19 protein-coding genes and 1 pseudogene are annotated in these 23456 nt (G+C 66.8%); 11 read left to right on the top strand and 9 right to left on the bottom strand.

Annotated features, from left to right (window positions below; genetic code table 11):
- Positions 1-121 precede the first annotated feature (121 nt).
- Positions 122-1051: an FCD domain-containing protein gene (locus tag ACSQ3P_RS24945; RefSeq protein ID WP_436168159.1), complete on the bottom strand. Its 930-nt coding sequence runs from the start codon at positions 1049-1051 to the stop codon at positions 122-124.
- Between the two features lie 96 nt (positions 1052-1147).
- Between ACSQ3P_RS24945 and ACSQ3P_RS24940 the strand changes: the two genes are divergently transcribed.
- The 8 genes from ACSQ3P_RS24940 (at position 1148) to ACSQ3P_RS24905 (ending at position 8523) form a co-directional block, all read left to right on the top strand.
- Positions 1148-2611, top strand: coding sequence for an amidase (locus ACSQ3P_RS24940; protein ID WP_436168158.1), 1464 nt, complete (start codon positions 1148-1150; stop codon positions 2609-2611).
- The gene (locus tag ACSQ3P_RS24935) at positions 2611-3450 is read left to right on the top strand and encodes an alpha/beta hydrolase (protein WP_436168157.1); all 840 of its coding nucleotides are present in this window, start codon (positions 2611-2613) and stop codon (positions 3448-3450) included. The genes ACSQ3P_RS24940 and ACSQ3P_RS24935 overlap by 1 nt, the downstream gene beginning before the upstream one ends.
- Positions 3451-3488: 38 nt before the next feature.
- Complete coding sequence (locus tag ACSQ3P_RS24930) at positions 3489-5051, top strand: ABC transporter substrate-binding protein (RefSeq protein ID WP_436168156.1); 1563 nt, start codon at positions 3489-3491, stop codon at positions 5049-5051.
- Positions 5052-5191: 140 nt separating this feature from the next.
- Positions 5192-6502 (top strand): bifunctional sulfur transferase/dioxygenase Blh, encoded by a 1311-nt coding sequence (blh, locus tag ACSQ3P_RS24925; RefSeq protein ID WP_436168155.1) that lies wholly within the window; start codon positions 5192-5194, stop codon positions 6500-6502.
- 26 nt (positions 6503-6528) lie between these two features.
- On the top strand, positions 6529-6867 hold the full coding sequence (gene bigR / locus ACSQ3P_RS24920) for a sulfite-sensing transcriptional repressor BigR (RefSeq protein ID WP_436168281.1): 339 nt from the start codon (positions 6529-6531) through the stop codon (positions 6865-6867).
- A complete protein-coding gene (locus ACSQ3P_RS24915; protein WP_436168154.1) occupies positions 6864-7274 on the top strand; it encodes a YeeE/YedE family protein in 411 nt (136 codons plus the stop codon). Before bigR ends, ACSQ3P_RS24915 begins: the two co-directional genes overlap by 4 nt.
- A complete protein-coding gene (locus tag ACSQ3P_RS24910; protein WP_436168153.1) occupies positions 7271-7759 on the top strand; it encodes a DUF6691 family protein in 489 nt (162 codons plus the stop codon). The genes ACSQ3P_RS24915 and ACSQ3P_RS24910 overlap by 4 nt, the downstream gene beginning before the upstream one ends.
- Positions 7756-8523: a sulfite exporter TauE/SafE family protein gene (locus ACSQ3P_RS24905; protein WP_436168152.1), complete on the top strand. Its 768-nt coding sequence runs from the start codon at positions 7756-7758 to the stop codon at positions 8521-8523. Before ACSQ3P_RS24910 ends, ACSQ3P_RS24905 begins: the two co-directional genes overlap by 4 nt.
- Positions 8524-8666: 143 nt before the next feature.
- On the opposite strand, the gene ACSQ3P_RS24900 is transcribed toward ACSQ3P_RS24905, so the two are convergent.
- Complete coding sequence (locus ACSQ3P_RS24900; protein WP_436168280.1) at positions 8667-9029, bottom strand: winged helix-turn-helix transcriptional regulator; 363 nt, start codon at positions 9027-9029, stop codon at positions 8667-8669.
- Between the two features lie 271 nt (positions 9030-9300).
- On the opposite strand from ACSQ3P_RS24900, the gene ACSQ3P_RS24895 reads away from it, so the two are divergent.
- Entirely contained in the window at positions 9301-10035 is a 735-nt protein-coding gene (locus ACSQ3P_RS24895) for an SDR family NAD(P)-dependent oxidoreductase (RefSeq protein ID WP_436168151.1), read from the top strand.
- A gap of 82 nt (positions 10036-10117) precedes the next feature.
- On the opposite strand, the gene ACSQ3P_RS24890 is transcribed toward ACSQ3P_RS24895, so the two are convergent.
- From ACSQ3P_RS24890 to ACSQ3P_RS24865, 6 genes and pseudogenes are all read right to left on the bottom strand, one after another.
- Entirely contained in the window at positions 10118-14278 is a 4161-nt protein-coding gene (locus ACSQ3P_RS24890) for an autotransporter domain-containing protein (protein ID WP_436168150.1), read from the bottom strand.
- A gap of 245 nt (positions 14279-14523) precedes the next feature.
- On the bottom strand, positions 14524-15174 hold the full coding sequence (locus ACSQ3P_RS24885) for a glutathione S-transferase family protein (RefSeq protein WP_436168149.1): 651 nt from the start codon (positions 15172-15174) through the stop codon (positions 14524-14526).
- A gap of 128 nt (positions 15175-15302) precedes the next feature.
- Positions 15303-16055: pseudogene (locus tag ACSQ3P_RS24880) on the bottom strand (YoaK family protein); the annotation flags it as partial.
- A gap of 293 nt (positions 16056-16348) precedes the next feature.
- Positions 16349-17425, bottom strand: a complete 1077-nt coding sequence (locus ACSQ3P_RS24875) for a cache domain-containing protein (RefSeq protein ID WP_436168148.1) — start codon at positions 17423-17425, stop codon at positions 16349-16351.
- Positions 17426-17436: 11 nt separating this feature from the next.
- Positions 17437-19407 carry a glycosyltransferase gene (locus tag ACSQ3P_RS24870; RefSeq protein WP_436168147.1) on the bottom strand — a complete coding sequence of 657 codons (1971 nt, stop codon included), beginning with the start codon at positions 19405-19407 and terminating at the stop codon, positions 17437-17439.
- Positions 19407-20612 (bottom strand): HlyD family secretion protein, encoded by a 1206-nt coding sequence (locus ACSQ3P_RS24865; RefSeq protein WP_436168146.1) that lies wholly within the window; start codon positions 20610-20612, stop codon positions 19407-19409. The genes ACSQ3P_RS24870 and ACSQ3P_RS24865 overlap by 1 nt, the downstream gene beginning before the upstream one ends.
- 324 nt (positions 20613-20936) lie before the next feature.
- Between ACSQ3P_RS24865 and ACSQ3P_RS24860 the strand changes: the two genes are divergently transcribed.
- Positions 20937-21545, top strand: coding sequence for a class I SAM-dependent methyltransferase (locus ACSQ3P_RS24860; RefSeq protein WP_436168145.1), 609 nt, complete (start codon positions 20937-20939; stop codon positions 21543-21545).
- Positions 21546-21722: 177 nt separating this feature from the next.
- Here the strand turns inward: ACSQ3P_RS24860 and ACSQ3P_RS24855 are convergent, their stop codons facing one another.
- Positions 21723-22376: a hydrolase gene (locus ACSQ3P_RS24855; protein WP_436168144.1), complete on the bottom strand. Its 654-nt coding sequence runs from the start codon at positions 22374-22376 to the stop codon at positions 21723-21725.
- Positions 22377-22529: 153 nt separating this feature from the next.
- Between ACSQ3P_RS24855 and ACSQ3P_RS24850 the strand changes: the two genes are divergently transcribed.
- On the top strand, positions 22530-23423 hold the full coding sequence (locus ACSQ3P_RS24850) for a LysR family transcriptional regulator (RefSeq protein ID WP_436168143.1): 894 nt from the start codon (positions 22530-22532) through the stop codon (positions 23421-23423).
- The last annotated feature ends 33 nt before the right edge of the window (positions 23424-23456 follow it).

Raw genomic sequence — 23456 nt, 5'->3', positions numbered from 1 at the left:
GAGAAACGGGGACCGGTTTTTCGCCCTGATCCTGCTCTCACTTCTGGATGAGAACCCGCACGGCAGTGACGAAACATGACGTATGTAGCGTTATGATATCATAAAATGCATATTTTGCCTGCTAAGCCGGGTTGGCGGCGCGCGGGGAGAGGCTGACCTCGCGGGCGCGGTCGAGATGACGGCGCAGCAGGACCGCCGCGATCTCGCGCTCGCCTGCCTCAAGCCGGGCGATGATCTCGAGATGCTCGCGGCAGGAGACCGCGACGCGCTCGGGCCCGTAGCGCCAGGAATAATTCGCATAACGCCGCAACCGGCTCTGCTGCTGCAAGGCCAGCAGGAGAAAGCGGTTGCCGCAGGCGGCGATGAGCCCTTCGTGGAATTCGCAGTTCATCTCGAACAGCGCGACACTCGCGGTTTCGCTCCAGGGCCGCGCCAGCATCGCCTCATGGCGCCGGCGCATCTCTGCGAGCCAGGCCGGATCGGGCGCGAAGCCCGTTTCGAGCAGCGCCGCCGGCTCGATGATGCGACGGAAGGCGTAGCTTTCGACGATCGCGGCATCGTCGTTCAGCGGCGAGAAATGCCAGCCATGGCCCGGCCGGCGCTCGACCAGCCCGACTCCGGCCAGTTTGTTCAGGATGCGCAGCAGCAGCGGCCGACCGATATCGTAGCGCCGCATCATATCGGCTTCGGAGGCCTGCGACGGCAGCGCGCCGGCGACACGATCCCTGGCGATCGCGACGCAATAGGCGTCGAGATCGGCGGAAGCTGCGGCGTATTCGCTCTCGGGGATCTCGCTGGCCGGCCGCGACAAAGCATGGCCGCCATTGGGCAAGGCGGCGATGACGCCGCGTTCCGCGAGGTGGCGCAGTGCGGCACGCACCGGCGTGCGCGAGACCTGGAGGCGCCGCGCGAAAGCCGCCTCCGGTAAGCGCTGGCCCGGAAGCAGCGCGTCTTGCCGGATCATCTCGAGGATGCGCGGCAGCAGGTCACGCTGCAGCTTGCTCGGATGCTCGGAGGTCGGCGCAACCGATGGGATATTTTTATGTCTCATGGTTTGACAAAATACATATTCTTGGCCTCCATAGGAAGCGGTTACCTCGGTAGGAAGACCTTGCCTCCCTAGAACGATCTGCAGCCGGAGCCTGTGATGCCGCCTGACCAGCCCCCAGCGGTATCCCCCGCCGACCGGATCGATGCGGACGCCCTGTGGCGGCTCGAGGCTCACGAACTCGCGCGATTGATCGCTCTCGGCCTGGTGTCGAGCCGCGAAGCGGTCGTCTCCTGTCTTGCCCGCATGGATGCGGTCAACGGCACGCTCAACGCCGTCATCCGGCGCTTCGATGCCGAGGCGCTGGCCGACGCCGACGCCGCAGATGCGATGAGGGCGCGGGGCGAGACGCTCGCCCCGCTCCACGGCATTCCCGTCACGGTCAAATGCAATATCGACCAGAAGGGCCACCCGACCGATGGCGGCGTCGAGGCTTATCGCGATCTCGTCGCCGAGAGCGACAACCCGGTCGTCGCCAATCTCCGCTCTGCGGGCGCCGTGATCATCGGGCGCACCAACACGCCCTGCTATTCGATGCGCTGGCACACCGAGAACGCGCTGCATGGCGCGACGCTCAACCCATGGCATGCCGGCATCACGCCTGGCGGATCGAGCGGCGGCGCGGCCGCGGCCGTGGCCGCGGGCATCGGGCCGATCGCCCATGGCAATGACATCGCCGGATCGGTGCGCTATCCCGCCTATTGCTGCGGGCTCGTCGGCCTGCGACCGAGCTATGGCCGGGTGCCGTCGAGCAACGCGACCGCCAAGGGGCTGGCCGCGATTTCCTCGCAGCTCATGGCGGTTCAAGGCCCGCTGACGCGCAGCGTGCGCGATTGCGAAATCGCCTTCGATGCGATGGCGCAGCCGAGCCCGCGCGATCCGCGCTGCGTCGTGCCGGCGCCGTTTGCGCCCCTGCGCGGCCCGCTGCGCGTCGCCTTGGTGGCCCGGCCAAAAGGCGCCGTGGTCGATCCGAGCGTGACCGAAGCGGTGCTCAGCGCCGGCCGCGCGCTCGCGGCCGCCGGCGTCATCGTCGAGGAGATCGAGCCGCCGGACCTGGCCGGCATCGGTGAGCTCTGGGGCAAGCTCGCCACGGCCGATGTGATGGCGAACCTGCAGCCGCTGATCGAACAGAACGGCGATGAGGGCATCCGCCGCGCGCTGGCGCTCTGGGACGAAGCCTTTCCGCGCTACAGCGCGGCCGACACGCTGGCTGCACTCGGGGAGCGCGCGCTCGCCTTGCGCAACTGGCAGCTCTTCTTCGAAGACTATCCGGTCGTGGTGATGCCGTGCTCCTATGCGCCGCCCTTCCCTGTCGGCTTCGACCTCAAGGATGTCGCTGAGACCACCCGCGTGCTGGCGGCGCAGAGCCCGCTGATGGCGATTTCGGTGCTCGGCCTGCCCGGGCTGGCGGTGCCGACCGCTGCGCAAAGCGGGATCCCCGCAGGCGTCCAGATCGTCGCCGGGCGCTTCCGCGAGGATCTCTGCTTCCGCGTCGGCGCCATCATCGAGGCGCATCTGCCCCGGGCGACGCCGCGCGATCCAAACCCGACAGGAACACCCTGATGGCTTTCGTCAGGCGCCACGGCGTCAAGCTCTCGGCCTATGATTTCGGCCGCACCACGATCCACGCCTGCCAGGCCGATCCGCGTTTCAGCTGGTGCGCCTATGTGCCGGAGGATTACGACGAGGCCGGCACGGAGCGCCACCAGCTCCTGGTCTCGGTCCACGGCACGATGCGCGACATGGTCGCCTATCGCGACGATTTCATTCCCTTCGCCGAACGGAGCCGCTGCATCGTGCTGGCGCCGCTGTTTCCTGCCGGCATCACCAACCCGGGCGAGGTCTCCTCCTACAAGCTGATGACGCCCTCAGTGGTGCGCTACGACACGGTCCTGCTCGCCATGGTCGAAGAGGTGCAGGCGCGCTACCGGATCGCCAGCGATCGTTTCGCGCTGTTCGGCTTTTCCGGCGGCGGGCATTTCGCGCACCGCTTCCTCTATCTGCACCCCAAGCGCCTCTCGGCGGTGTCGATCGGCGCGCCGGGCATCGTGACGCTGCTCGATTTCGAGCATGATTTCTGGGTCGGCGTGCGCGATTTCGAGGCCGTGATGGGCCGCCCGATCGATCTCGAGGCGATGCGCCGGGTCGCAGTCCAGATGGTCATCGGCGGCGACGATACCGAGACCTGGGAGATCACCCTGGCGAAAGGCTCAGCCCTATGGCGCCCCGATGGCGAGATCGCCGGACTGAACCGGCCCGAGCGCATGCGCGCCCTCAAAGCGAGCTTCGAGAACCATGGGATCGCGGTGCGCCACGACGTCGTGCCGGGCGTCGCCCATCGCCATACCGGGCTGCTGCCGGCGGTGACCGATTTCCTGGCCGAGGCGATGCCGGAATCGTGACGCCTGACTTTCACCCCACCCCTTGAAGGAGACCGGCCATGCGACGCAGCACCTGCCAAGTTCTTGTCGTCGGATTGGCCTTTTTCGTCGGATTGGCCACAGGATCGGCCTTCGCCCAGTCGGCCCCGACGACCAGCCGGCTCGTCGTCGCGCTCAACGCCGATATCCGCAGCCTGGAACCGGGCGTCAACCGCGATACCAACACCGACACCGTGATCCACCAGCTCTTCGAGGGGCTCGTCGCCTACAAGACCGACCTCGATGTCGGGCCGGCGCTCGCCGAAAGCTGGACGCTCTCGGATGAGGGCCGGAGTTATACCTTCAAGCTGCGCCCGGCGACGTTCCACAACGGCAAGCCGGTGACCTCGGCCGAGATGAAATGGTCCTGGGATCGGCTCAACCAGTCCTCCGCCTGGACCTGCAGGCCTGTCTTCAACGGCCAGTCCGGCGCCAAGGTCGTGGCGGTCGAAACCCCGGATCCGCAGACCGTCGTGTTCAAGCTCGACCGGGCGAGCGCGATCTTCCTGAAGCAGCTCGCCAATATCCAATGCCATGTGCTGGCGATGCATCCCGACAGCGTCGATGCCGAGGGCAAATGGTCCAAACCGATCGGCTCCGGCCCGCTCAAGCTGCGGGAATGGCGGCGCGCCGAATATGTCCTGCTCGACAAATTCGCCGAGTATCGCGGCAGCGCCGCACCCGCCAACGGCTTTTCCGGCGCCCGCGACATGCTGGTCGAGCAGGTCCTGTTCCAGGTGATTCCCGATCCGAGCGCGCGTGAAGCGGCGCTGCTGACCGGCGCCGTCGATATCCTGCACGACATCGAGCCCGACCAGATCGAGACGATGAAGCAGCGCGGCATGCGCGTCCTCAGCACGCCGGGGCTCGGCTGGTCGGCGCTTTTGCTGCAGACCGACGATCCGCTGCTGTCGAACGTCAAGATCCGGCAGGCGATCGCGCATGCCATCGACCTGAAGCAGATCGCCGAAGCCCAGACGCTCGGCATGGCCCCGGCCAACGCCTCGGCGGTGAGTAGCTCGACCGCCTTCTACAATGCAGGCTTCGCGGCCTGGCCGGCCTATGACCCGGCGCGCGCCCGGGCGCTGCTGAAGGAGGCCGGCTACAAGGGCGAGCCGCTGCGCCTCCAGACCAACAAGCAGTATCAGAACATGTATCAGAATTCGGTGATGATCGAGCAGATGCTGGCGGGCGCCGGCTTTGCCGTGAAGCTCGAGGTCATCGACTGGGCGACGCAGCTGTCGAACTATCTCAACGGCCGTTTCCAGATGCAGTCCTTCGGCTATTCCGGCCGTTTCGATCCGGCTCTGATGTATGCCGCCTTCGTCGGCGACAAGACCCGGTTCAAGACCGCGCAGTATGGCGATCCCGACGCGCTCGCCCTGCTCGGGCAGCTCGATACGACCGATGACCCGGCCGTGCGCGGCAAGCTCTTCGCCGCGCTCCACGCCAAGGTCCAGGCCGATGTGCCGATCGTCGGGCTCTACTTCTCGCCGATCATCGAGGCGGTGCATCCGCGCGTCGAGGGTTACGTCTCCTGGCCGGCCAACCGCCCGATCACCTGGGGCGTCCGCAAGCGCTGAAGACCGGGAGATCGGGCGGAGTTCGACGGAGCCGGCCAGAGGCAGCTCCGAGGCTTGCGCCGCTTCAATATATATTATATGAAAATATATATTGAATGTCAGCCAAGCCTTGAACATCAGCCCTGCCCTGGAGGCCGGTCATGCACCCCGTCAAAATCTCGGAATCGCTTTCGGTCGCCGGCCAGCCCGCAATGGCCGACTTCCCGGCCCTTGCCGCGCAAGGCTTCAAGGCCGTCATCAACGACCGGCCCGATGGCGAGGAGGCAGGGCAGCCGGGCTCGGCTGCCGAGAAGAAGGCGGCCGGCGAGGCCGGGATGGCCTACAGCTTCATCCCGGTGACCGGCCCGACCATCACCGAGGCCGATGTGGCAGCCTTCCGTGCAGCGCTCGCGCAGGCATCGGGGCCAGTGTTCGCCCATTGCAAGAGCGGTACCCGCGCGCTGACGCTTCACGTGCTGGGCGAAGTCCTGGACGGTCGCATGCCGGCCGATGCGGTGGTCGGTTTCGGACAGACGCTCGGCTTCGACCTCACTGGGGCCAAGGCCTGGCTCGATCGCCGCGCGGCCCTGGCGCCACAGGTCGCGGGCTTCTACGAGCCGAGGACCGGCAGCATCCAGTACGTCGTCACCGACCCTGCGACGAAGGCCTGCGCCATCATCGATCCCGTTCTCGACTATGACGAGAAATCGGGCGCGACCGCCACGACCCAGGCCGACATCATCCTCGCCTTCATCCATGAGCGGGGCCTGCGCGTGGAATGGATCCTCGACACCCACCCCCATGCCGATCACTTCTCCGCCGCGCAATATCTCAAGGGCAAGACCGCGGCGCAGACCGCGATCGGCGCGCAGGTCGTCGCCGTGCAGAAACTCTGGAAGGGTCTCTACAACGTCCCGGACCTCGCCACCGACGGCTCGCAATGGGACCGGCTCTTCGCCCACGGCGAGCGGTTCAGGCTCGGCTCGCTGGAGGCCTCCGTGCTGTTTTCGCCGGGGCACACGCTGGCCTCGATCAGCTATGTCATCGGCGATGCCGCTTTCGTCCATGACACGCTGTTCATGCCCGATTCCGGCACCGCGCGGGCCGATTTCCCCGGTGGCAACGCCAGCGCGCTCTGGGCCTCGATCCAGGCCATTCTCGCACTGCCCGACGAGACGAGGCTGTTCACCGGGCATGACTACCAGCCCCATGGCCGCGCGCCGCGCTGGGAAAGCACGGTCGGCCAGCAGAAGCTGACGAACCCGCATGTCGCCGGGCAGGACGAGGCCTCGTTCGTGGCCTTGCGCCAGGCCCGCGACAAGACGCTGCCCATGCCCAAGCTCATCCTGCATGCGCTGCAGGTGAACATCCGTGGCGGCCGCCTGCCCGAGCCGGAGGCGAACGGCCGGCGCTATCTCAAGATCCCGCTCGATGCCTTGAGCGGAGCGACCTGGGACGAGGCGGCGCCATGACACAAGCTCCCATGATGCAGGCTCCGATGCCACAGGCCCCCATGACACAGGCATCGATGAATCGGGCGGAGCTGGCGAGCCGGGCGGCGGAGGTCGCCTTCCTGCTCAAGACGCTCGCCCATCCAAACCGGCTGATGATCATCTGCACGCTGGTCGAGGGCGAGTATTCCGTCGGCGAGCTCGAAGAGATGCTGGACATCCACCAGCCGACGCTCTCGCAGCAGCTTACGGTGCTGCGCGAAGCCGGCATCGTCGAGACGCGGCGCGAGGCCAGGCAGATCTTCTACCGCTTAACCGAGCAGAAGGCGGCGAGCCTCGTCGCCGCGCTTCATGCCATCTTCTGCGCCCAGGAGCCCGCGCCATGACCGCTTACTGGCCGTCTCTCATCGGCGGCATGCTGATCGGCCTTTCCGCCAGCATGCTGCTGCTGCTCAACGGCCGCGTCGCCGGCATCAGCGGCATTCTCGGCCGGCTGGCGTTGGGCACGCAGATGCCCACCAACGCCGCCTTCGTCATCGGGCTCATGATCGGCCCGCCGCTCTATCGGCTCGGGTCGGGCACGTGGCCCTCCGTGACGATCACGGCCTCCCTGCCGGTCATCGCGATCGCCGGGCTGCTGGTCGGCTTCGGCAGCCGGATGGGCTCGGGCTGCACCAGCGGGCATGGCGTGGTCGGGCTTGCGAGGCTGTCGCCGCGCTCGCTCGCCGCGGTCGCCACCTTCCTCGCGGCCGGCGTCGCAACCGTCACCCTGATGAGGCTCGTTTCGCCATGATGCGTCCGGCTCGGATTTCGTCCGCGCAAGTTCTCGTCGCGCAAACCCTGGCCGCGCAAGTCCTGGTCGCGCTGCTTGCCGGCGCCGTCTTCGGGCTCGGCCTGTCGTTGTCGGGCATGCTCGATCCTGCGCGCGTGCGCGGCTTCCTCGATGTCGCCGGCGATTGGGATCCCAGCCTCGCCTTCGTCCTGGGCGGAGCCGTCACTGTCGCCTTCGCGGCGATGGCCCTGCGCCGCCGCCTGCGGCGGCCCGCCTTCGATGCCGCATTCCACCTGCCCGCGACGACGCCGATCGACCAACGCCTGATCCTGGGCTCGGCGATCTTCGGGGTCGGCTGGGGCATGGCGGGCCTCTGCCCCGGCCCGGCGCTGGCCGCGCTCTCGCTCGGGCTCGCCCCGGTCGTGCTCTTCGTCGCGGCCATGCTCGCGGGAATGGTGATTCATGACCGCTTTGCAGCGCGGCAGCCGGGCGGGAGCCGATCATGACGGCGCAGATCCTGATTGCGATCGGTTCGGGCAGCCTGGTCGGGTTCACGCTGGGCCTTGTCGGCGGCGGCGGGTCGATCCTGGCGACACCGCTTTTGCTCTATGCCGTCGGCATCGCCCAGCCGCACATCGCGATCGGGACCGGTGCGCTCGCCGTTTCGGTCAACGCCTATGCCAATCTGGTCGGACATGCCCGCAAGGGCCATGTGCAATGGACCTGCGCGATCGTCTTCGCCCTGATCGGTTCTGTCGGCGCGCTGGTCGGCTCGACGCTCGGCAAGGCGATGAACGGACAGCACCTGTTGTTCCTGTTCGGCCTGCTGATGCTGCTCGTCGGGGCGCTGATGCTGCGGCCGCGCAAGGCGGCCGGCGGCAACGCGCGGCCGGTCGATCGACGGATGTGCTTGGCGACCGCAGCCGTCGCGATCCTCGCTGGCGGCGCATCGGGCTTTTTCGGGATCGGCGGCGGCTTCCTGATCGTTCCGGCCCTGATCCTGGCAACAGGGATGCGCACGATCGATGCCGTGGGATCGTCCTTGCTCGCGGTCGGCACCTTCGGTCTCGCAACCGCTTTCAACTACGCGCTCTCGGGCATGATCGACTGGGCGGTCGCAATCGAGTTCATCGGCGGCGGCGTGATCGGCGGGATCGTCGGCATGCTGCTGGCGACCCGGCTCTCCGCGCAGAAGAATACGCTCAACCGCATATTCGCAGCGCTGATCTTTGTCGTAGCGGGCTATGTGCTCTACCGCAGCGGCAGCTGAATGGGGCAGGCTGATAGGTTCGGTCATCCCATTTGGCGCAGCGGATGATCGGCGCTGGCCTCAGGCTCACCCTCCCCTGCTTTTCAAGGCCTGCCCCTGCCCTTCAAGACCTGCCCCTGCCCTTCAAGACTTGCCCCTGCCCTTCAAGACTTGCCCCTGCCGTTCAAGGCCTCGCGCCGGGCGAAGACGCGGGTGACCTCGGCGAGGTTGTCCGTGCCCCAGGCGCAGAGCGGCACCAGGGCCTCGGCCAGGCTGTGGCCCAGCGGAGTGAGGCTGTAATCCACCCGTGGCGGGACTTCCCTGTAGTCGGTGCGCTTCACCAGGCCGTCGGCCTCCAGCTCCTTGAGCTGCTGGATCAGCATCTTGTCGCTGACGTCGCGCACGGCCCGCCGCAGCTCGCCATAGCGGGTCGGGCCGCCCTGGGCGAGGAAGTACAGGATCAGCGGCTTCCATTTGCCGGCGACGACCCGCAGCGTCGCGTCGAGCCCGCAGGTGAAGCCGGGCAATGTCGGGGTGCAACTCTGCACCGGCGCTGGATTCCGTGCTGGTGGCGAGGTCGGGTCTGAACGGTCTGATGACATTTTCCGGGCACTTACCAAAAGGTGCATACTTGTCGATAGGTGGGTAGCTCGCCAGCTCAGTGCAACCTCAGAGCCTTGCGCGAAAAACTGGGTACCGGTTTTTCGCGGGAGCAATGCTCTGAGGCTTTCAGAACCGATCACGTCGCCTTCGGACGGTTCCGTCCGAAGGCGACGTGATCCAGTGAAGGAGCACATCATGAGTAGACTACAAGGCAAGACGGCAGTGGTGACGGGCGGCGGAAGCGGCATCGGACTGGGAGCCGCCAAACGGTTCATCGACGAAGGCGCCTTCGTCTATCTCTTCGGGCGGCGGCAGGAGGCGCTCGACGCCGCGGTGGCGCAGCTCGGATCCAACGCGCGGGCGGTGCGGGGCTCGGTGACCGATCTGGCCGATCTCGACCGGCTGTACGAGACGGTCAAAGCCGAACGCGGCGGGCTCGACATCCTGTTCGCCAATGCCGGGACCGGGTCGTTCGCAGCGCTCGGTGAGATCACGCCCGAGCACTACGACCAGATCTTCGACGTCAATGTGAAAGGGCTGATCTTCACGGTGCAGAAGGCCCTGCCGCTGATGACGGCGGGGGCGTCGATCATCCTGACCGGTTCGAGCACGGGTGTGATGGGGACGCCGGCCTTCAGCATCTACAGCGCCACCAAGGCGGCGCTCCGCAATCTGGCGCGCAGCTGGGCGCTGGACCTGCGCGGCACCGGCATCCGCGTCAATGTGCTGTCTCCCGGACCGACCAGGACGGAGCTGGCGATCGAGGTCGTGGGTGAGGAGGCATTGGACGCGCTTGGGGCGACGACGCCGCTCGGCCGCATGGGCGACCCGGCGGAGACAGGGGCGGTGGCCGCGTTCCTGGCGTCTTCGGACAGCAGCTTCATGACCGGCGGCGAAGTCTTCGTCGATGGTGGGCTGGCCCAGGTCTGAGGCGGCCAGGCCCAGGTCTGAGGCGGGCTGGCTCAGGCCTGGCGCCTGAGCGTGAGGGCTTCGCCGGTAGAGACCGAAGCCCTCAGAACCTCACAGCCAGCACGCCCTTGAAGGCGTGGTCCTGCGTGTCCTGCGCGAGCTGGCCGGTATAGGACAGGCCGAGCGTGGCGCTTTTGCCGATGGCGAGGTCGAGCCCGGCCTCGACGATGGCGGCGTCCCGGGCGATCGGGACGCCGGCGACGGTGAAGGCGCTCGCGCCGGAGAAGGCGAGCGTCGCGGTCGGGTTGACCTCGCCGAAGGCGTGGCGCCAGGCAAGCCCGCCGCGCAGGGTCAGATCCATGCCCTGCAAACTGAGGCTCGACGAGGCGCGCAGGCCCAGCGTGGAGTAGCCGAGGCTGGTGTCGTCACTGCGGGCGCTCAGCGCAGCCGCGCCGCCGGTCTCGGTAAAGCCATCCGTATGCAGGTTGACATAGGCGAGTCCTGCGAAGGGCTCGAACGCGACCCGGCCGAGATCGATGCGGTAGCCGAGCTCGCCGAAGAGCTGCGCCGAGCCCGCGGTATAGTCGCTCTTCACACTGTCGCCGAAGCCGGAAAAGGCGACGGTGCGGCGCGTCTCGATCTCGTGCCAGCTATAGCTCGCACCGGTGCGCAGGCCGAGAGCGCCCCATTGGCCGCCGGCGTAGAGGCCGAGATGATAATTGTCGCTCTCGCCCGAGGAGCGCCTGGCGTTCACATCGAAGGTGCTGCGGCTATAGCCGGCGATCACGCCCACACGCAGCGTGTCGAACACAGCGGCATCGGCGCCAAGCAGAAAGCCGCCGGTCGAGCGCGTCAGCTTGGCGGCGTTGCCGTCGCTGTCGCTGCGGCCCCAGGCGCCATAGCCCTGGCCCCAGACCGCGAAGCGATCCGACTTCAGCCTCGGCATCGGCCCGGTGGTCGACGGCGCCAGATCGGCGGTGAAGCCGTAGTTCAGCGTCGCCATCGGCTGGGCCCCGACCGTGCCGAAGGCGGCGCGCAGCCGGTCATTGGCGGCGTTGCGCAGGAGCCAGCTCTCATCGACCAGCGCGCTCTTGGCCGAGGCATGGATCTCGCCCGAGAGCGCGTCGAAGGCGGCGCGGGCGGAAACAGCGTCGAGCATCAAGAGGCTGTTGTAGAGCGCCAATGTCCTGCCGACCTGCGGCAGCGTATCGAGCCCGCCTGCGGTCGCGAACTGGTTACGCGTCTGCGCCACGGTCTCGAAAATCGCCGGCGGCGGGCTGGCGGGCGGCGTCACGGGAGTGGTGCCTGGCGGCGTGACGGGAGGGCTGCCCGGATCGGGAGGCGTCACGGACGGCGTTCCCTTGACCTGGATGACGAGGTCGACCCGGTTGGGCTGCGGATCAATGGTGAGGTCGAGGAAGGCCGAGCGCGAGACCGCGCCTGCAACCGCTCCGACGATCCCGCCGGTCGCGGTGATGATGGTGTAGCGCTGGCCGCTGATATAGCTCGTCTGCGGGTCGAGCGCGGTGACGGCGACCTGGCTGCCGGTCACCGTGGCGCTGCCTGAGACCGCGATCCGGTCGGAGGTGCCGTTGCCGGCGACCTCGACCTCATAGGTCGAGCCCGCCGCCAGCACGAGGTTGCCGGTGACGGTCAAGGTACCGATCGAGTTACCGGGCGCGATCGTCGCGCCGGACTGGATCATGGCGGCGCCGACCGCGCCGGAGCCGCCGAGCGTAGCCCCCGAGAGCACGGTGACCGTCGCAAGCAGAAGCGTGCCGTTGACCGAGAGCTTGCCCGCCTCGACCGTGGTCGGGCCGCCGAAGGTGCTGAGGCCGGTGACGTTGAGGTTGCCGGCGCCGCGCTTGATGAAGGAGCCGTTGCCGGTCATCGTGTTGGCGAAGGTCGCGTCGGTCGGCTGGTCGATGATCAGCGCGCCAAGATTGGCGATCCGGCCGCTGCCGAAGCTCGTGGCCTGGCCGATCAGCGTGCCGGCGGCGATTTCGGTGCCGCCCGTATAGGTGTTGACGCCGGTGAGCGTCGTCGAGCCCGTGCCGCTATGAGTGACCACGCCCGTGCCCGAGATCGCGCCGCCGAAGCTGACGGCGTCCGAGCGGTAGAACACCAGGCTGCCGTTGTTGACGACATCGCCGATGATCGAGCCGCTGGTGGCGCCATCGCCGAGCAGCAGGCGGCCGGCCGAGATCACCGTGCCGCCGGTATAGGTATTCGTCCCGGTGAGGTTGAGAATACCAAGATCGGACTTCACCAGCTGGGCGCTGCCGATGAGGTTGGAGGCGATCGTGGCCTGGGCGAAGGCGCCGCTCGCGGTGCCGTCGCCGACGCGGATCACCGCCTGCGCGCCGGTCAGGGTGATGTCGCCGCCCTGGATGGTGTAGCCGCCGCTGGCGAACTGCATGCCCGAGGTGGTGACCGGCCCCAGCGTCGTGTCGACCGTGATGACATAGGGGCCGGTGGTGCCCTGGAAGACGGCGAAGGAGCCTACGGCGAAGGCCGCGTTCGACAGGCCCTGCCGATTGGTCCAACTGGTGTCGCCTGAAGCCTGCCAGGTCCCGTTGCCGCCGCTGATGACGCCGTCGCCCGGCGTGCCCGGGCCGTCCCAGAAGCCGAGCGTCAGGCCGGCCGTGTTGACCAGGTTGATCTGGCCCGGAACCGCGGTCTGCACGGAGAAATCGGGCGTCGGCATGCTGCCGACCGTGAGGCCGCCGCCGCTGAGCGTGCCGGTATAGTTGAAGATGCGGTAGATGCCCGGATCGAACGGGCCGCCCCCGGAGGCCGTGACGTTCAGGGTTCCGTCGAGGCTGAGGTTGCCGTTGACATTGGTCAGGTCGTTGAGCGCACCGCCGGCAACGCCGGCCTGGCCGAGCTTATAAGCGAGCAATGCGCCGCTATTCAGGGTCAGGTTGCCGTTGATCGTCAATATGCCGGGCGCCGCCCCGGCCGCGCCCGGCGCCAAGGTGCCGTTGTTGCCGATGGTGACGTCGCCGCCGATGGTGCCGGCGCCGCCGAGCCTCGCGTTGGGGAGCACGTCGATCGGTCCAAGCGTCGAGCCGTTGACCAGCAGCGTGCCTTGCGCAACCGTCCAGGGACCCGAAGCGGTCGCCGCCCCGGTCAGGGTCCAGGTGCTGGTGCCGGTCTTGAGGAAGACGTCGAAGTTGCGGTACTGCGCGGTGGGGCCAATCGTCGAAACGTCGAAGCTGGCATTCGCCGTGCCGCCGAGGCGGAAGGTATCGCTTGCGCCGGCGCCCGCGACCACATTGCCCTGGATCAACGAGCCGGCCTGGAGCTCCAGATCGATCAAGCCCGTCGAGCCCGCGACCAGCCCGATCGCATCGGTCTGGCCGGTGCCGGCCCGGATCGTGCCGCTGTTGCCGATAGCGAGGTTTGTAGCCGCCTGATCCGTGGTGATCGCAAGCGCCCCGTTTCCGCCTTCGATCGTGCCGGTATTGATGACCGCGCCGCCGGCCCCGGTACGCACCAGGACACCAGCGCCACCCGTGGCGCCGGAACCGCCACGGATCACGCCGTTATTGGTCAAGATCACGGTGAAGCCGGGCGAGCCGATATTGACGCCGACGCCGCCGGCCCCCGCCAGGCTGGCGCCGCCCTGGATCGTGCCGTTATTGACCAGCGAGCTGCCGGCCCTGACCTGGACGCCGGTTCCCCCGTCCTCGCCGGCAAGCGCCCCGACGCCGCCGGTGATGATGCCGTAGTTGACCAGTGTCGCGAGATTGGAGAGTTCGGTGCCGATGCCTCCGGCCCCTCCAAGGCCCCCGCCGGTGCCGCCGGTGATCGAGCCTCTGTTGACGACGGAAGCCTGGTCGCTGACGAGCAGGCCCGAGCCGCCGGAGGCATTGAGAGCCGGGCCGGAATCGTCGCCGACAACGGTGCCGCGCAAGGTCGTCTCGCCGCCCAGGCCGAAGATGAAGGTCGTGCCGCCGGCGCCTCCGGTGTCGGCACCGGAGAGGGTGAAGCTCCCCGTGTCGATCGTGATGGGCTTGCTGGCTGTCGGAAGCGCGCCGACCGACACGGCAAAGCTGCTTGTCAGCGTGATCGTCGAGCTCGGGTCGCCGTCGCCATTGGCGGCGGTGATGGCAGCGCGCAGCTCGGCGTCGGTGCTGACCAGATAGGTCGCGGCCATGGCCCGCGCCGGCAGCCAGCAGGCGATGGCGACGCAGGACACGCCCGCGAGAAGCCTCGCCCGCGCGGTATACCCGGCGCGCCGGCCCAGACCCGCTTTCATGAGAGGCTCTCCAGGGGGAAACAAAATACTCCAGGTTGCAACAATGCTGGGATTCGAGCCCGCCCCTCAAGGCCGCGCTGGCAACAAACCGAACAGAAAGTCTACAAAGCAGCAAATATATCACAGTGACGCGCCAGGCGTGGAGCTGCGCCGCGCAAGCCGCGCCAGGGCCGGCGCGCCGGATCTGCTTCAGGAGCCAGATTTGCTCATCAGGCCTATCTGTTCGTGAATCCCGGGGCTCTCTATCAGCCGGTCGATGCAGCGGTGAAAACCGCCAGCTGTGCCTCGAAAGCACGCTGATACGCCGGCCGCGCTTCAGCGCGGGCGACATAGGCGGAGAGGTTTGGATACGCCTCCAGCAGGCCCGATCCCTGCAACCTGCGCAGCACCGTCACCATCAGCAGGTCGCCGGCGCTGAACGCGCCATCGAGCCAGTCGGCATCGCCAAGGCGGCTGGACAGCGCGCCCAGCCGTTTCCCGATGCTGTCCTCGAGCGCATGCAAGCGCTGCGCGTACCAGGGCTCGTCACGCTCGAGGATCGTGGCGAGGGCGCGCTCGAAGATCGGCGGCTCCAGCGTGTTGAGCGCGGCAAACATCCAGGCGATCGCGCGCGCCCGGGCATTCGCATCCTCGGGCAGCAGGCCCGCATGCCGTTCGGCGATATGGAACACGATCGCACCCGACTCGAACAGAGCGAGATCGCCCTCCTCATAGGTCGGGATCTGCCCGAAAGGATGCAGCGCGAGATGCGCAGGCTGCTTCATCTCGCCAAACGACAGCAGCCGGACATCGTAGGGTTGGCCAACTTCCTCGAGCGCCCAGCGCACGCGCATGTCCCGCGCTAGACCCCTGCCGCGATCGGGGGATCGTTCAAAGGCGGTGATGGTGGCGGTCATGGCCAGGCTCCGGATCCCTGCACGCTGCCCCGAAGAGCCGCCGTTGACAACAAGGCGTCAGGCGAGCGCCTCGGAGACCGTTTGAGCGTCCCTCAGCCCTCATCCTGAGGAGGTCTCGGGCGCGTCAGGATGAGCGGAAATCCAGCGAGCAGCACGAGTGCGATCGCAAGCGGAACGGTCGTGATGTAGCCGATTTGCTTGAACCCGACCGCGCCAACAATCCCTCCGAGTAGGAACAGACCGATCAGCGTCGTCAGGATTCGCAATTTCGTTCGGCTGGCCACCACCCTGGCGCGTCTCCCGGGCGCTATATTGACGTAGAACAGCTTGCCGAGCTCAATTCCAAGATCCGTCACCATGCCCGTGACATGCGTCGTGCGCATCCGGGCATTGGAGATTTTTGTCACCATCGCGTTCTGCAGCCCCATGATGAAACAGAGCAAGGGGATCGCGACGGCGATGAAGACGGCCGTTCCATTGAAAAAATGACCGGAGAGTCCAAAGCAGAGCAGCAGGACCGCCTCGACGAACAAGGGATAGGCGAACCGGGCCGATTTGTGGTTTCTCCGGCCCCAATTGATCAGGATCGCCGACAGCGCCGCGCCGGCCAGAAATGCCGCCAAGGCGAGGAGCGCGACACCGACGAGCGCGAAACTCCCAAGCACCACATTATCGGCGATCGACGAAACGATGCCCGACATATGCGAGGTGTATTGTCCCACGGCCAGGAATCCACCGGCATTGGTCGCTCCGGCGATGAAGCACAGCACTTCCGCCAGGCGCAGATCCCCGATCGCGCTTCGCTCGACCGCGACTGTCGATCTCAGCTGATCGGCAAATCGATGGCTGACCGGAGGCCGCGATTCCCGAGCGCTCAACATTGAAGTCCTGCTTTTCCCTTTAGCGCGCGCCGCGCCGGCGGCCTCGCCCCATCGCGCCAAGCGACGCGGCAACCGGACGACACCTTTGGCAGACCTAACAGGTCCAGGCCGAAAATGAAGAGACCGGCGCACGGAGCGGGCCTGGCCTGATGGCGGGCGCGGTGGGGCGAATGGTCACAGCGCGAGGAACCGGCGCGAGATGATCTTCGGGACCGTTACGGGCGAAACGAAACGGTTTGGCTTTGGAGACGGCCGGGCGCGGATCGGCGCGGGCGCTCACCCGTGCGGCATCATCATCTGCGCAGTATCTTGGATTGGAGCCTGACCAGCGCGTGGCTCAGGCGCGCGGCTTCCGCATAGCGGGTCTCGACATGGGGTATGGTTTGCTCGCCATCCGCGACGATGGCTTCCGACGAGCTGGCGAGCCGGCGCAGCGGCGTCGTGATCCAGTGCGAGCCGAGGAAGAGCAGCGCCAGCGCCACGATCGCGCCCGCGCCGAGCATCAGCCAGAAGGTGCGAACCAGCTCGCGCGTCGTGGCAAGCGCCTCATCCAGGTTCTGCCGGACAAGAAGAGACCAGCCGAAGCCGGGGAGATCCCCATATGAGATGGTTGGAACCACGACCGTCACATAGTCCCGTCCGTCGGGCCAGCGTTCGTCCAGCACGGCCAGGGTCACGCGATTGGCGGCCTGGGCGGCCCCGATGTCCAGGGGCTTGTCGATCAGGCTGGCCGGGCCATAAAGCACCGTCCGGTCGCGCGAGAGCAGGAGAAGCTCGATCCCGGGCGCCTGCAGATTATTCAGGCTGTCGACGACCCAGCGCCAGTCGAGATGGGCGCCGACGACACCGATCACGGCATTCGACTTCTGGATCGGCGCCGCCATGTCGATGAAATGATACGGCTCCGCCGCGGCCGGCATCAGCTTCGCCAGCATCTGGGCCTGGTGGACATCGACCGCGGTGGGTCCTCTGAGGCCGCGACGAAACCAGGGCCGCTCGGCGACGCTTTGCCCTTCGAGCATGCCGCGCGACGCGGTGAGCACGGTGCCCTCCACATCGGCGACCCCGATCCAGGAATAGCGCGTATCGAGCTGGCTGATGAGGTTGAGGCTGTCGCGGCTTTTCGCGGGGGCGTCGACATCGATGATCTTCGACAGCGCGCTGACCTCCTGCCAAAGCTGATTGAGGCGCCGGCCGAGCAGGCTCGCACTCAGTTCGCCGCGTGCCTTCAGCCTCTCGACGAGCAGCGTCTCGGCGCGCCGCTGCAGGGCGCCGGTGTAGAACGTGCCCGCGATAATGGCGGGCATGAGCATCAACACGGCGCCGCCGCCAAAGACCATGGAGCGCAGGCTCAATCGTCCGCTTGCCATCGTTTTCTCCTTCATCGCGTCAAGGCGCGGGCGAGCTCGCGGATCATCTGGCCGAGGTCGCCCTTGCCGGTGCCGGGCGCCGCCGCCGCTGTGTGCAACCGCGCGATGATCCGCTCGCGCTGCTCCTCGCTGGGTGTGAGCCTGATGCGGTAGCCATCCAGTGTCGGCGCGATGACATGCGCCGCGATCTCCCCGATGATCGGCAGGCGCAGGCTGCCCTGCGCCCCCACGGACAGGCCGGAGGGGCCGCTGACCCTGGCGCCGCCGACGCCGAGATTGACCAGCCAGCCGCGATGCTCCTCGCCGGCGACGGTGAGGGTCACCGGCTCGATGATCTGCCGCATCGGACGGTCCGGACGCGGCTGCTCGATGCAGGCCGCGATCGCCACCAGCAGGACGAGCAGGTTGTAGACCGTCCAGAACATCACCACGACCATGCCGTCACCGGCGCGAGCGGCATTGTTGACCACAAAATCGGAGCTCAGATTCAGGACGAGGCCGCCGACGGTGAGCCCGAAGAACAGGATGAAGGGCCACATCATCGGCCATTGCACGATCACCTTGGTGCGGTCGCCGCCCTTTGCCGTCACGGAGAAGCGGTGCGGCCCGGGCGTCAGCAGCCCGAGCGCGCAGGCGCGCGTGATCGGCCAGGCGGCCATGAGCTGGGCGACGTCGTTGACGATCGGGATGAACAGCCCCTTCGAGAGCCAGTTCAGCACCGCCATGACGGCGATGTAGTAGGGCACGTAATAGACGACGATGTCGGTGACCGAGGCGTTCACGATCGTGACGCCGAACCACCAGTAGAGCAGCGGGCCGATGATGCTGGCGAGGCGGAAGGGGAAGGTCGTGGTCCAGTAGAGCAGCGAGTCGAACACGCTCAGCCGGTGGATGAGGCTGAGCTTGTGGCCGCCGAACGGGTTATAGACGTTGCGCACGATCTGCATCATGCCCAGGCACCAGCGGCCGCGCTGGACGATATACTCGCGCAGCCCCTCCGGGGCGAGACCTTCGGTCAAGGGTTCGTTGAGATAGACGGTCTTCCAGCCGTTTTCGGCCAGCCGCAGGGTCAGCAGGAAGTCCTCGGTCACGCTTTCCGTCGGAAAGCCGCCGATCGCCTCGAGGGCCTCGACCCTGACCATCGAGGAGGTGCCGCAGCAGACGGCGATCCCCCAGGCGTCGCGGGCCGGCTCGACATTGTCGAAGAAATGCCTCTGCTCGTCGGGATAAGCCGAGCTGATGCCGAGATTGTGCTGGATCGGGTCGGGATTGAAGAAGTGCTGCGGCGTCTGGACAAGGCCCGTCGCGCGATCGTGGAACAGCGCCAGGGCCCGTTCGACGAAATCGGTATGCGGCACGAAATCGGCGTCGAGCACCGCGACGAAATCGGGTGGATCGGCATCGCGGGCCCGCTGCGCCAGCGCATGGTTGATGTTGCCGGCCTTGGCATGGGCGTTGTCGGGGCGAATGAAATAGCCGATGCGGTGGCGCTCGCAGAGCTCCCGCAGCCAGGGGCGCCGGCCGTCATCCAGGATGAAGATCCCCAGATTGGGATACATCATGGTCTTGGCGCCGATGATGGTGCGCTCCAGCACCTCGCGCTGTTCGTTATAGGTCGCGATGAGGATGTCGACGCGCGGCGCCGGGGCCGGCCGCCACCAGCCCTTGTTGCGGTCGGCCTCGCTGCTGCGCTCCTTCACCCGCGACAGGATGAAGAAGGCGATGGTCGAGGACAGAACGGTGAGCGCCTCCAGCAGCGCGAAGCCCCAGCTCAGCACGGCGTCAGTGGTCCAGGCCAGCGGCGCGACCGTGTCGGTGAAGCGCCAGATCACATAGCGCCAGGCCAGCAGCATCGCCGCGCCGAGCAGCAGCGCGCGCCAATACCAGAGCCTGGGATCGAGCAAGGGCAGCAGCAGCAGGCGCAGGCCGACGACCACGGCCGCGCCGGCAAACGCCGCCAGCAGTGGCGGCAGGGCGAGCATCAGACCCCGTAGCGGGTCAGGAAGCGACGCAGCGTCGCCAGCGGCCCGCTCGTGAAGATGACGCGCCCCGTCCGGCCGATCGCGCAGGAGAGGTCGGGCTGGCTGGCAAGCTCGGGCACGTTGATCGTCACGTCGAAGCGCTCCAGATGCTCGGCGCTCGGCCCCACCGCGAGATTGGCGTAGAGGGTCGCGGCGCCAGAGCCGCCCAGGCGCGTGATCGTGCCACCGAAGATGCGATCGTCGCCGAACAGGCGGAACTGCACGGCTGTCCCGATCGAGAGGCTGTCATAGAGCGCTTCCGTCACGCTCGCGGTCACGACCAGGCTTCGGCAGTCGACGAGCTTCACCAGATCCTGGCCGCGGCGCGCATATTCGCCGTCATCGACCAGGAAATCCCAGGCCATGCCGGCGACGCGGGCATTGAGCGTGGCTGAGGTCAGGCGGCTGACGCGAACCCGCTCGGCCCTGATCTGGCGCTCGAACTGCGCGGCCCGAGCTTCGATCTGCTCCTGTTCGGCGGCAAGCTCGGCGAGACGCAGATCGAGCTCGCGGACGCGCTGCGAGGAGAACGGCGCGTCATTGTAGGAATCGCCGATGAAGACGCCGCCGCGGGCCGAAGCCAGCTCGGTGGCGAGATAGTTGCTGCGCTGCCGGGCGCTTTCGAGATCCTGCTGGGCGACGTCCTGGGCGGCGCGGGCGCGTTCCAGATTGGCCGCGGTCTGGACGCCGCGACTGCTCAGATCATTCGCGCGCTTCAAGGCCCCGTCGGCCTCGCGCAGGCGGGCGAGCGCGGCATCCTGGGCTGCCCTGCCCTCGGCTATGCGCGCCTCGATCTGGCTGACGCGCCCCTTTTGATAATCGGCGAGCTGCGTCGCAAAGCCGGCCCGCGCCAGGCTCAGCGCGGCCTTTTGCGTGGCCACGCGCTTGAGCTCGATCTGCTGATTGTCGCGATCGCGTTCGAGATCGAGCAGGCGGGCGGTGTCGAAGCGCTCATCGGCGATATCGGCGACCAGTTCGCCGGCATTCACCCGCGCGCCGATGCTCCTGACGGCAAGGCTGACCTGTCCCTCGATCGGCGCGCGGATCACGTTGATCCGGGCATTGATCGTCGCATCGGCCGAGGTTCCCGCGAAATATTCGCCAACCAACACGAAGAGTCCGCCAAGCAGCAGAACGACGCCGACAAGGATACGTAAAACTTTCAAATTTGACCTTTCGGTATGCCGAGGCGTTTCATTCACGCCGTCAAATATGACGAATGCCTTAACATCGGGACCGGCATTATCTCAACGCCGGCTTGCCGTACCGTAACAGACGGCGCCTGCGTGGATGCTGCCTGGTGTACTTTCAAGTGGCGGAAATTACTGAACTGCCTTCGGTTTTTCGGACCGTCCAAGGCTGGATTGCCAAAGGCCACGCAGCCCTGCCGCAAGGGCGGGAAGCACCCACAGCCTGACGGTTCCCGCTACTTGTGCGACGCTTGAGGAGTGGTCGTTCGGGCGCCAATGTAGCTTGACCACGGAGGGAGCATGATCGGCCGCGCCGAAGATGCCGTGATCGAGGTTTACCAGCGCCACGGCCCCGCCTGGGCCAGGCTGCGCGGTGACCGCTTGACCGAGGGTTCATGGCTCGCCCGCTTCTGCGACCGGCTTCCCGCCGGAGCTGGAGTGCTCGACATCGGCTGCGGCTCCGGCCTGCCGATTGCACGCGAACTGGTCTCGCGCGGCTTTGAGGTGACGGGGCTGGACGGCACGCCGGCGATGCTTGCGCTGTTTCAACGCAACCTGCCGGGCGCTCCGGCGCATCTGGCGGATATGCGCGACCTCGCTTTGGGCCGACGCTTCGCAGGCCTGCTCGCCTGGGACAGCTTTTTTCACCTCTCGCCCAGTGATCAGCGCGCCATGTTTCCCCGTTTCCAGGCTCATGCCGCGCCGGGCGCCGCGCTGATGTTCACCAGCGGGCCTGCCGAAGGTCAGGCGATTGGCGAATTGGAGGGCGATCCGCTTTACCATGGCAGCCTCGGCCCGGACGAATACCGTGCCTTGCTGGGCGCCACCGGCTTTGCAGTTGTCGATCACGCCGTGGAAGATCCGAGCTGCGGTCGTCGAACCGTCTGGCTGGCTCGCCAAGGCGGGTGACCGGATCGGCGACTCCATCATGCGACGGGCTGGAAGCCGCGGGAGCGCGGGCCACCAGACCCGGCCGCGTGCATGACGGCATGGACGGTCTTCCCCTTGAGAGGGGATGAGGAGACACGATAAGCAATCCGCCTTTTCGCGACGCGCCGCTCGAGAATCTCCGCATGCCCGCCCGGATCAGCCCGCGGTGCGCGGCACCGGGGTGTTGAGCAGCTGCTGCTCCCACAGATAGGCGATGCCGCTGCCGGCGGCGTGCTGCTTGAGCACCTCAGTCAGCTCGCCGGCGTGCTCGGTGCGCGCCCAGTCGCGCTGCCATTCGGCCGCCAGCGCCAGCCAGGTCATCATGTTCGCGCCGGCCGCAATCATGCGCTGGATGGCGACCTCGTGCGCTTCGACCGAGGTGCCGCCCGAGGCGTCAGTGATGACCGTGACATCCCAGCCTTCGCCCAGCGCCTGGATCACTGGCATCGCAACGCAGATCTCGGTCCACAGGCCAGCGATGATGAGCTGCTTGCGGCCGGTCGCCTTGACCGCGTCCACGACCTTCCTGTCTTCCCAGGTGTTGATGAGCGTCCGGTCGATGACCTCCTGGCCGGGAAACACGTCGGTGATCTGAGGGAAGAGGAGACCGCCCCGCTCAGCGATCACGCTCGTCAGGATGGTGGGGACGCCGAAGGCCTTGGCGGCCTTCGCCAGCGCCGTCGAGTTGTTGACCACTGCATGCGGGTCGTGGCTGTTCAGGTTGGCAAGCTGGTAGGGCTGGTGATCGATAAGGACGAGTACCGAGTCTTCGGGACGAAGAAGCGAAGCAAGTCCGTTACGAAAGGTCATTATTACATCCTTTGCTGCCGCCCATGAGCGGCATTGGTTTGGCGGGAGACATGCGTCAGGGGCGACGTTGCCTAGAATTAGTATTGCCGTTCCTATTTTGGATGCGATAGCGCCGTTTTATGGCAAGCTGTGTCGCGGAAAGGGGAACGCCAAATGGATATCGAGGAGTTGCAGACCTTCGTGGAAGTGGCTGATGCCGGGGGAATTTCGCCTGCAGCGCTGCGGCTCGGCGTCTCCAAGTCAGTCGTCAGTCGGCGGCTCTTCCGGCTTGAAGCGGAACTTGGTGTCCAGCTTCTTGCACGGACCACCCGGGGCGCCGCTCTCACGGAAGCTGGGGCCACGTTCCGGGATTATGCAGCAAGAGTCTGCGCCGAGATCGACGTAGCCAGGGAAACGATCCTGCCCGCCGGTGAGCTTCGCGGCCGCTTGCGCGTCGCCGTGCCGCTTTCTTTCGGCCAGACGCACTTCGCTCCCATCCTCGCGGAAATGGCGCGCCGCCACCCCCAGCTCCACATCCACACCTGCTACAGCGATCGCTTCGTCGATCTCATCGCAGAGGGCTATGATTGTGCGATACGGGTTGGCTATCTTCAGGATTCCAACCTGATCGCAAGACGCGTCGGACCGATCCATGGGAAGTTCGTCGCGAGCCCGGACTACATCAAGGCGCATGGCTCGCCCGAGACGCCGGAGGAACTCGTTGCCCATGAGGCTCTGATGCAGGGCACCGAAGCCTGGCAACTCATGGATGGCGACAAGATCATCACGGTTCGTCCGCAGGGGCGCTTCAAGGCCGACAACGGCATCGCTCTGGTCGCCGCCGCGGCAGCAGGACTCGGCATCGCTTACCTGCCGGATTGCCTGACCCATGACTATATCGCTTCGGGTGCGCTCATGCCGGTCATGACGCGTCATCCACCACCTCCGGCCGGTGCCTATGTCATCCGCCCGCCAGGTCAGCATCCCGCGCGGAAGATACGGGTCCTCACCGAATTGCTGATCGAGTATTGCGAACCGGCTCCGCACCTCGCGGGTGTCGATCGCTGAAGCACGAATGGCGCTCTCCACCCACCGGCTCCG

Source organism: Allobosea sp. LjRoot9, from assembly GCF_964252745.1.
Lineage (GTDB): Bacteria > Pseudomonadota > Alphaproteobacteria > Rhizobiales > Beijerinckiaceae > Allobosea.
The sequence above is the reverse complement of the archived record's forward strand: the minus strand, read 5'-3'. Positions and strand labels throughout refer to the sequence as shown.

What these genes read in the sequence shown, in the direction of transcription:
- ACSQ3P_RS24945 (WP_436168159.1), bottom strand. Translation starts at nt 1,051, where the DNA reads ATGAGACATAAAAATATCCCATCGGTTGCGCCGACCTCCGAGCATCCG.
- ACSQ3P_RS24940 (WP_436168158.1), top strand. Translation starts at nt 1,148, where the DNA reads ATGCCGCCTGACCAGCCCCCAGCGGTATCCCCCGCCGACCGGATCGAT.
- ACSQ3P_RS24935 (WP_436168157.1), top strand. Translation starts at nt 2,611, where the DNA reads ATGGCTTTCGTCAGGCGCCACGGCGTCAAGCTCTCGGCCTATGATTTC.
- ACSQ3P_RS24930 (WP_436168156.1), top strand. Translation starts at nt 3,489, where the DNA reads ATGCGACGCAGCACCTGCCAAGTTCTTGTCGTCGGATTGGCCTTTTTC.
- blh (WP_436168155.1), top strand. Translation starts at nt 5,192, where the DNA reads ATGCACCCCGTCAAAATCTCGGAATCGCTTTCGGTCGCCGGCCAGCCC.
- bigR (WP_436168281.1), top strand. Translation starts at nt 6,529, where the DNA reads ATGCCACAGGCCCCCATGACACAGGCATCGATGAATCGGGCGGAGCTG.
- ACSQ3P_RS24915 (WP_436168154.1), top strand. Translation starts at nt 6,864, where the DNA reads ATGACCGCTTACTGGCCGTCTCTCATCGGCGGCATGCTGATCGGCCTT.
- ACSQ3P_RS24910 (WP_436168153.1), top strand. Translation starts at nt 7,271, where the DNA reads ATGATGCGTCCGGCTCGGATTTCGTCCGCGCAAGTTCTCGTCGCGCAA.
- ACSQ3P_RS24905 (WP_436168152.1), top strand. Translation starts at nt 7,756, where the DNA reads ATGACGGCGCAGATCCTGATTGCGATCGGTTCGGGCAGCCTGGTCGGG.
- ACSQ3P_RS24895 (WP_436168151.1), top strand. Translation starts at nt 9,301, where the DNA reads ATGAGTAGACTACAAGGCAAGACGGCAGTGGTGACGGGCGGCGGAAGC.
- ACSQ3P_RS24890 (WP_436168150.1), bottom strand. Translation starts at nt 14,278, where the DNA reads ATGAAAGCGGGTCTGGGCCGGCGCGCCGGGTATACCGCGCGGGCGAGG.
- ACSQ3P_RS24885 (WP_436168149.1), bottom strand. Translation starts at nt 15,174, where the DNA reads ATGACCGCCACCATCACCGCCTTTGAACGATCCCCCGATCGCGGCAGG.
- ACSQ3P_RS24875 (WP_436168148.1), bottom strand. Translation starts at nt 17,425, where the DNA reads ATGGCAAGCGGACGATTGAGCCTGCGCTCCATGGTCTTTGGCGGCGGC.
- ACSQ3P_RS24870 (WP_436168147.1), bottom strand. Translation starts at nt 19,407, where the DNA reads ATGCTCGCCCTGCCGCCACTGCTGGCGGCGTTTGCCGGCGCGGCCGTG.
- ACSQ3P_RS24860 (WP_436168145.1), top strand. Translation starts at nt 20,937, where the DNA reads ATGATCGGCCGCGCCGAAGATGCCGTGATCGAGGTTTACCAGCGCCAC.
- ACSQ3P_RS24855 (WP_436168144.1), bottom strand. Translation starts at nt 22,376, where the DNA reads ATGACCTTTCGTAACGGACTTGCTTCGCTTCTTCGTCCCGAAGACTCG.
- ACSQ3P_RS24850 (WP_436168143.1), top strand. Translation starts at nt 22,530, where the DNA reads ATGGATATCGAGGAGTTGCAGACCTTCGTGGAAGTGGCTGATGCCGGG.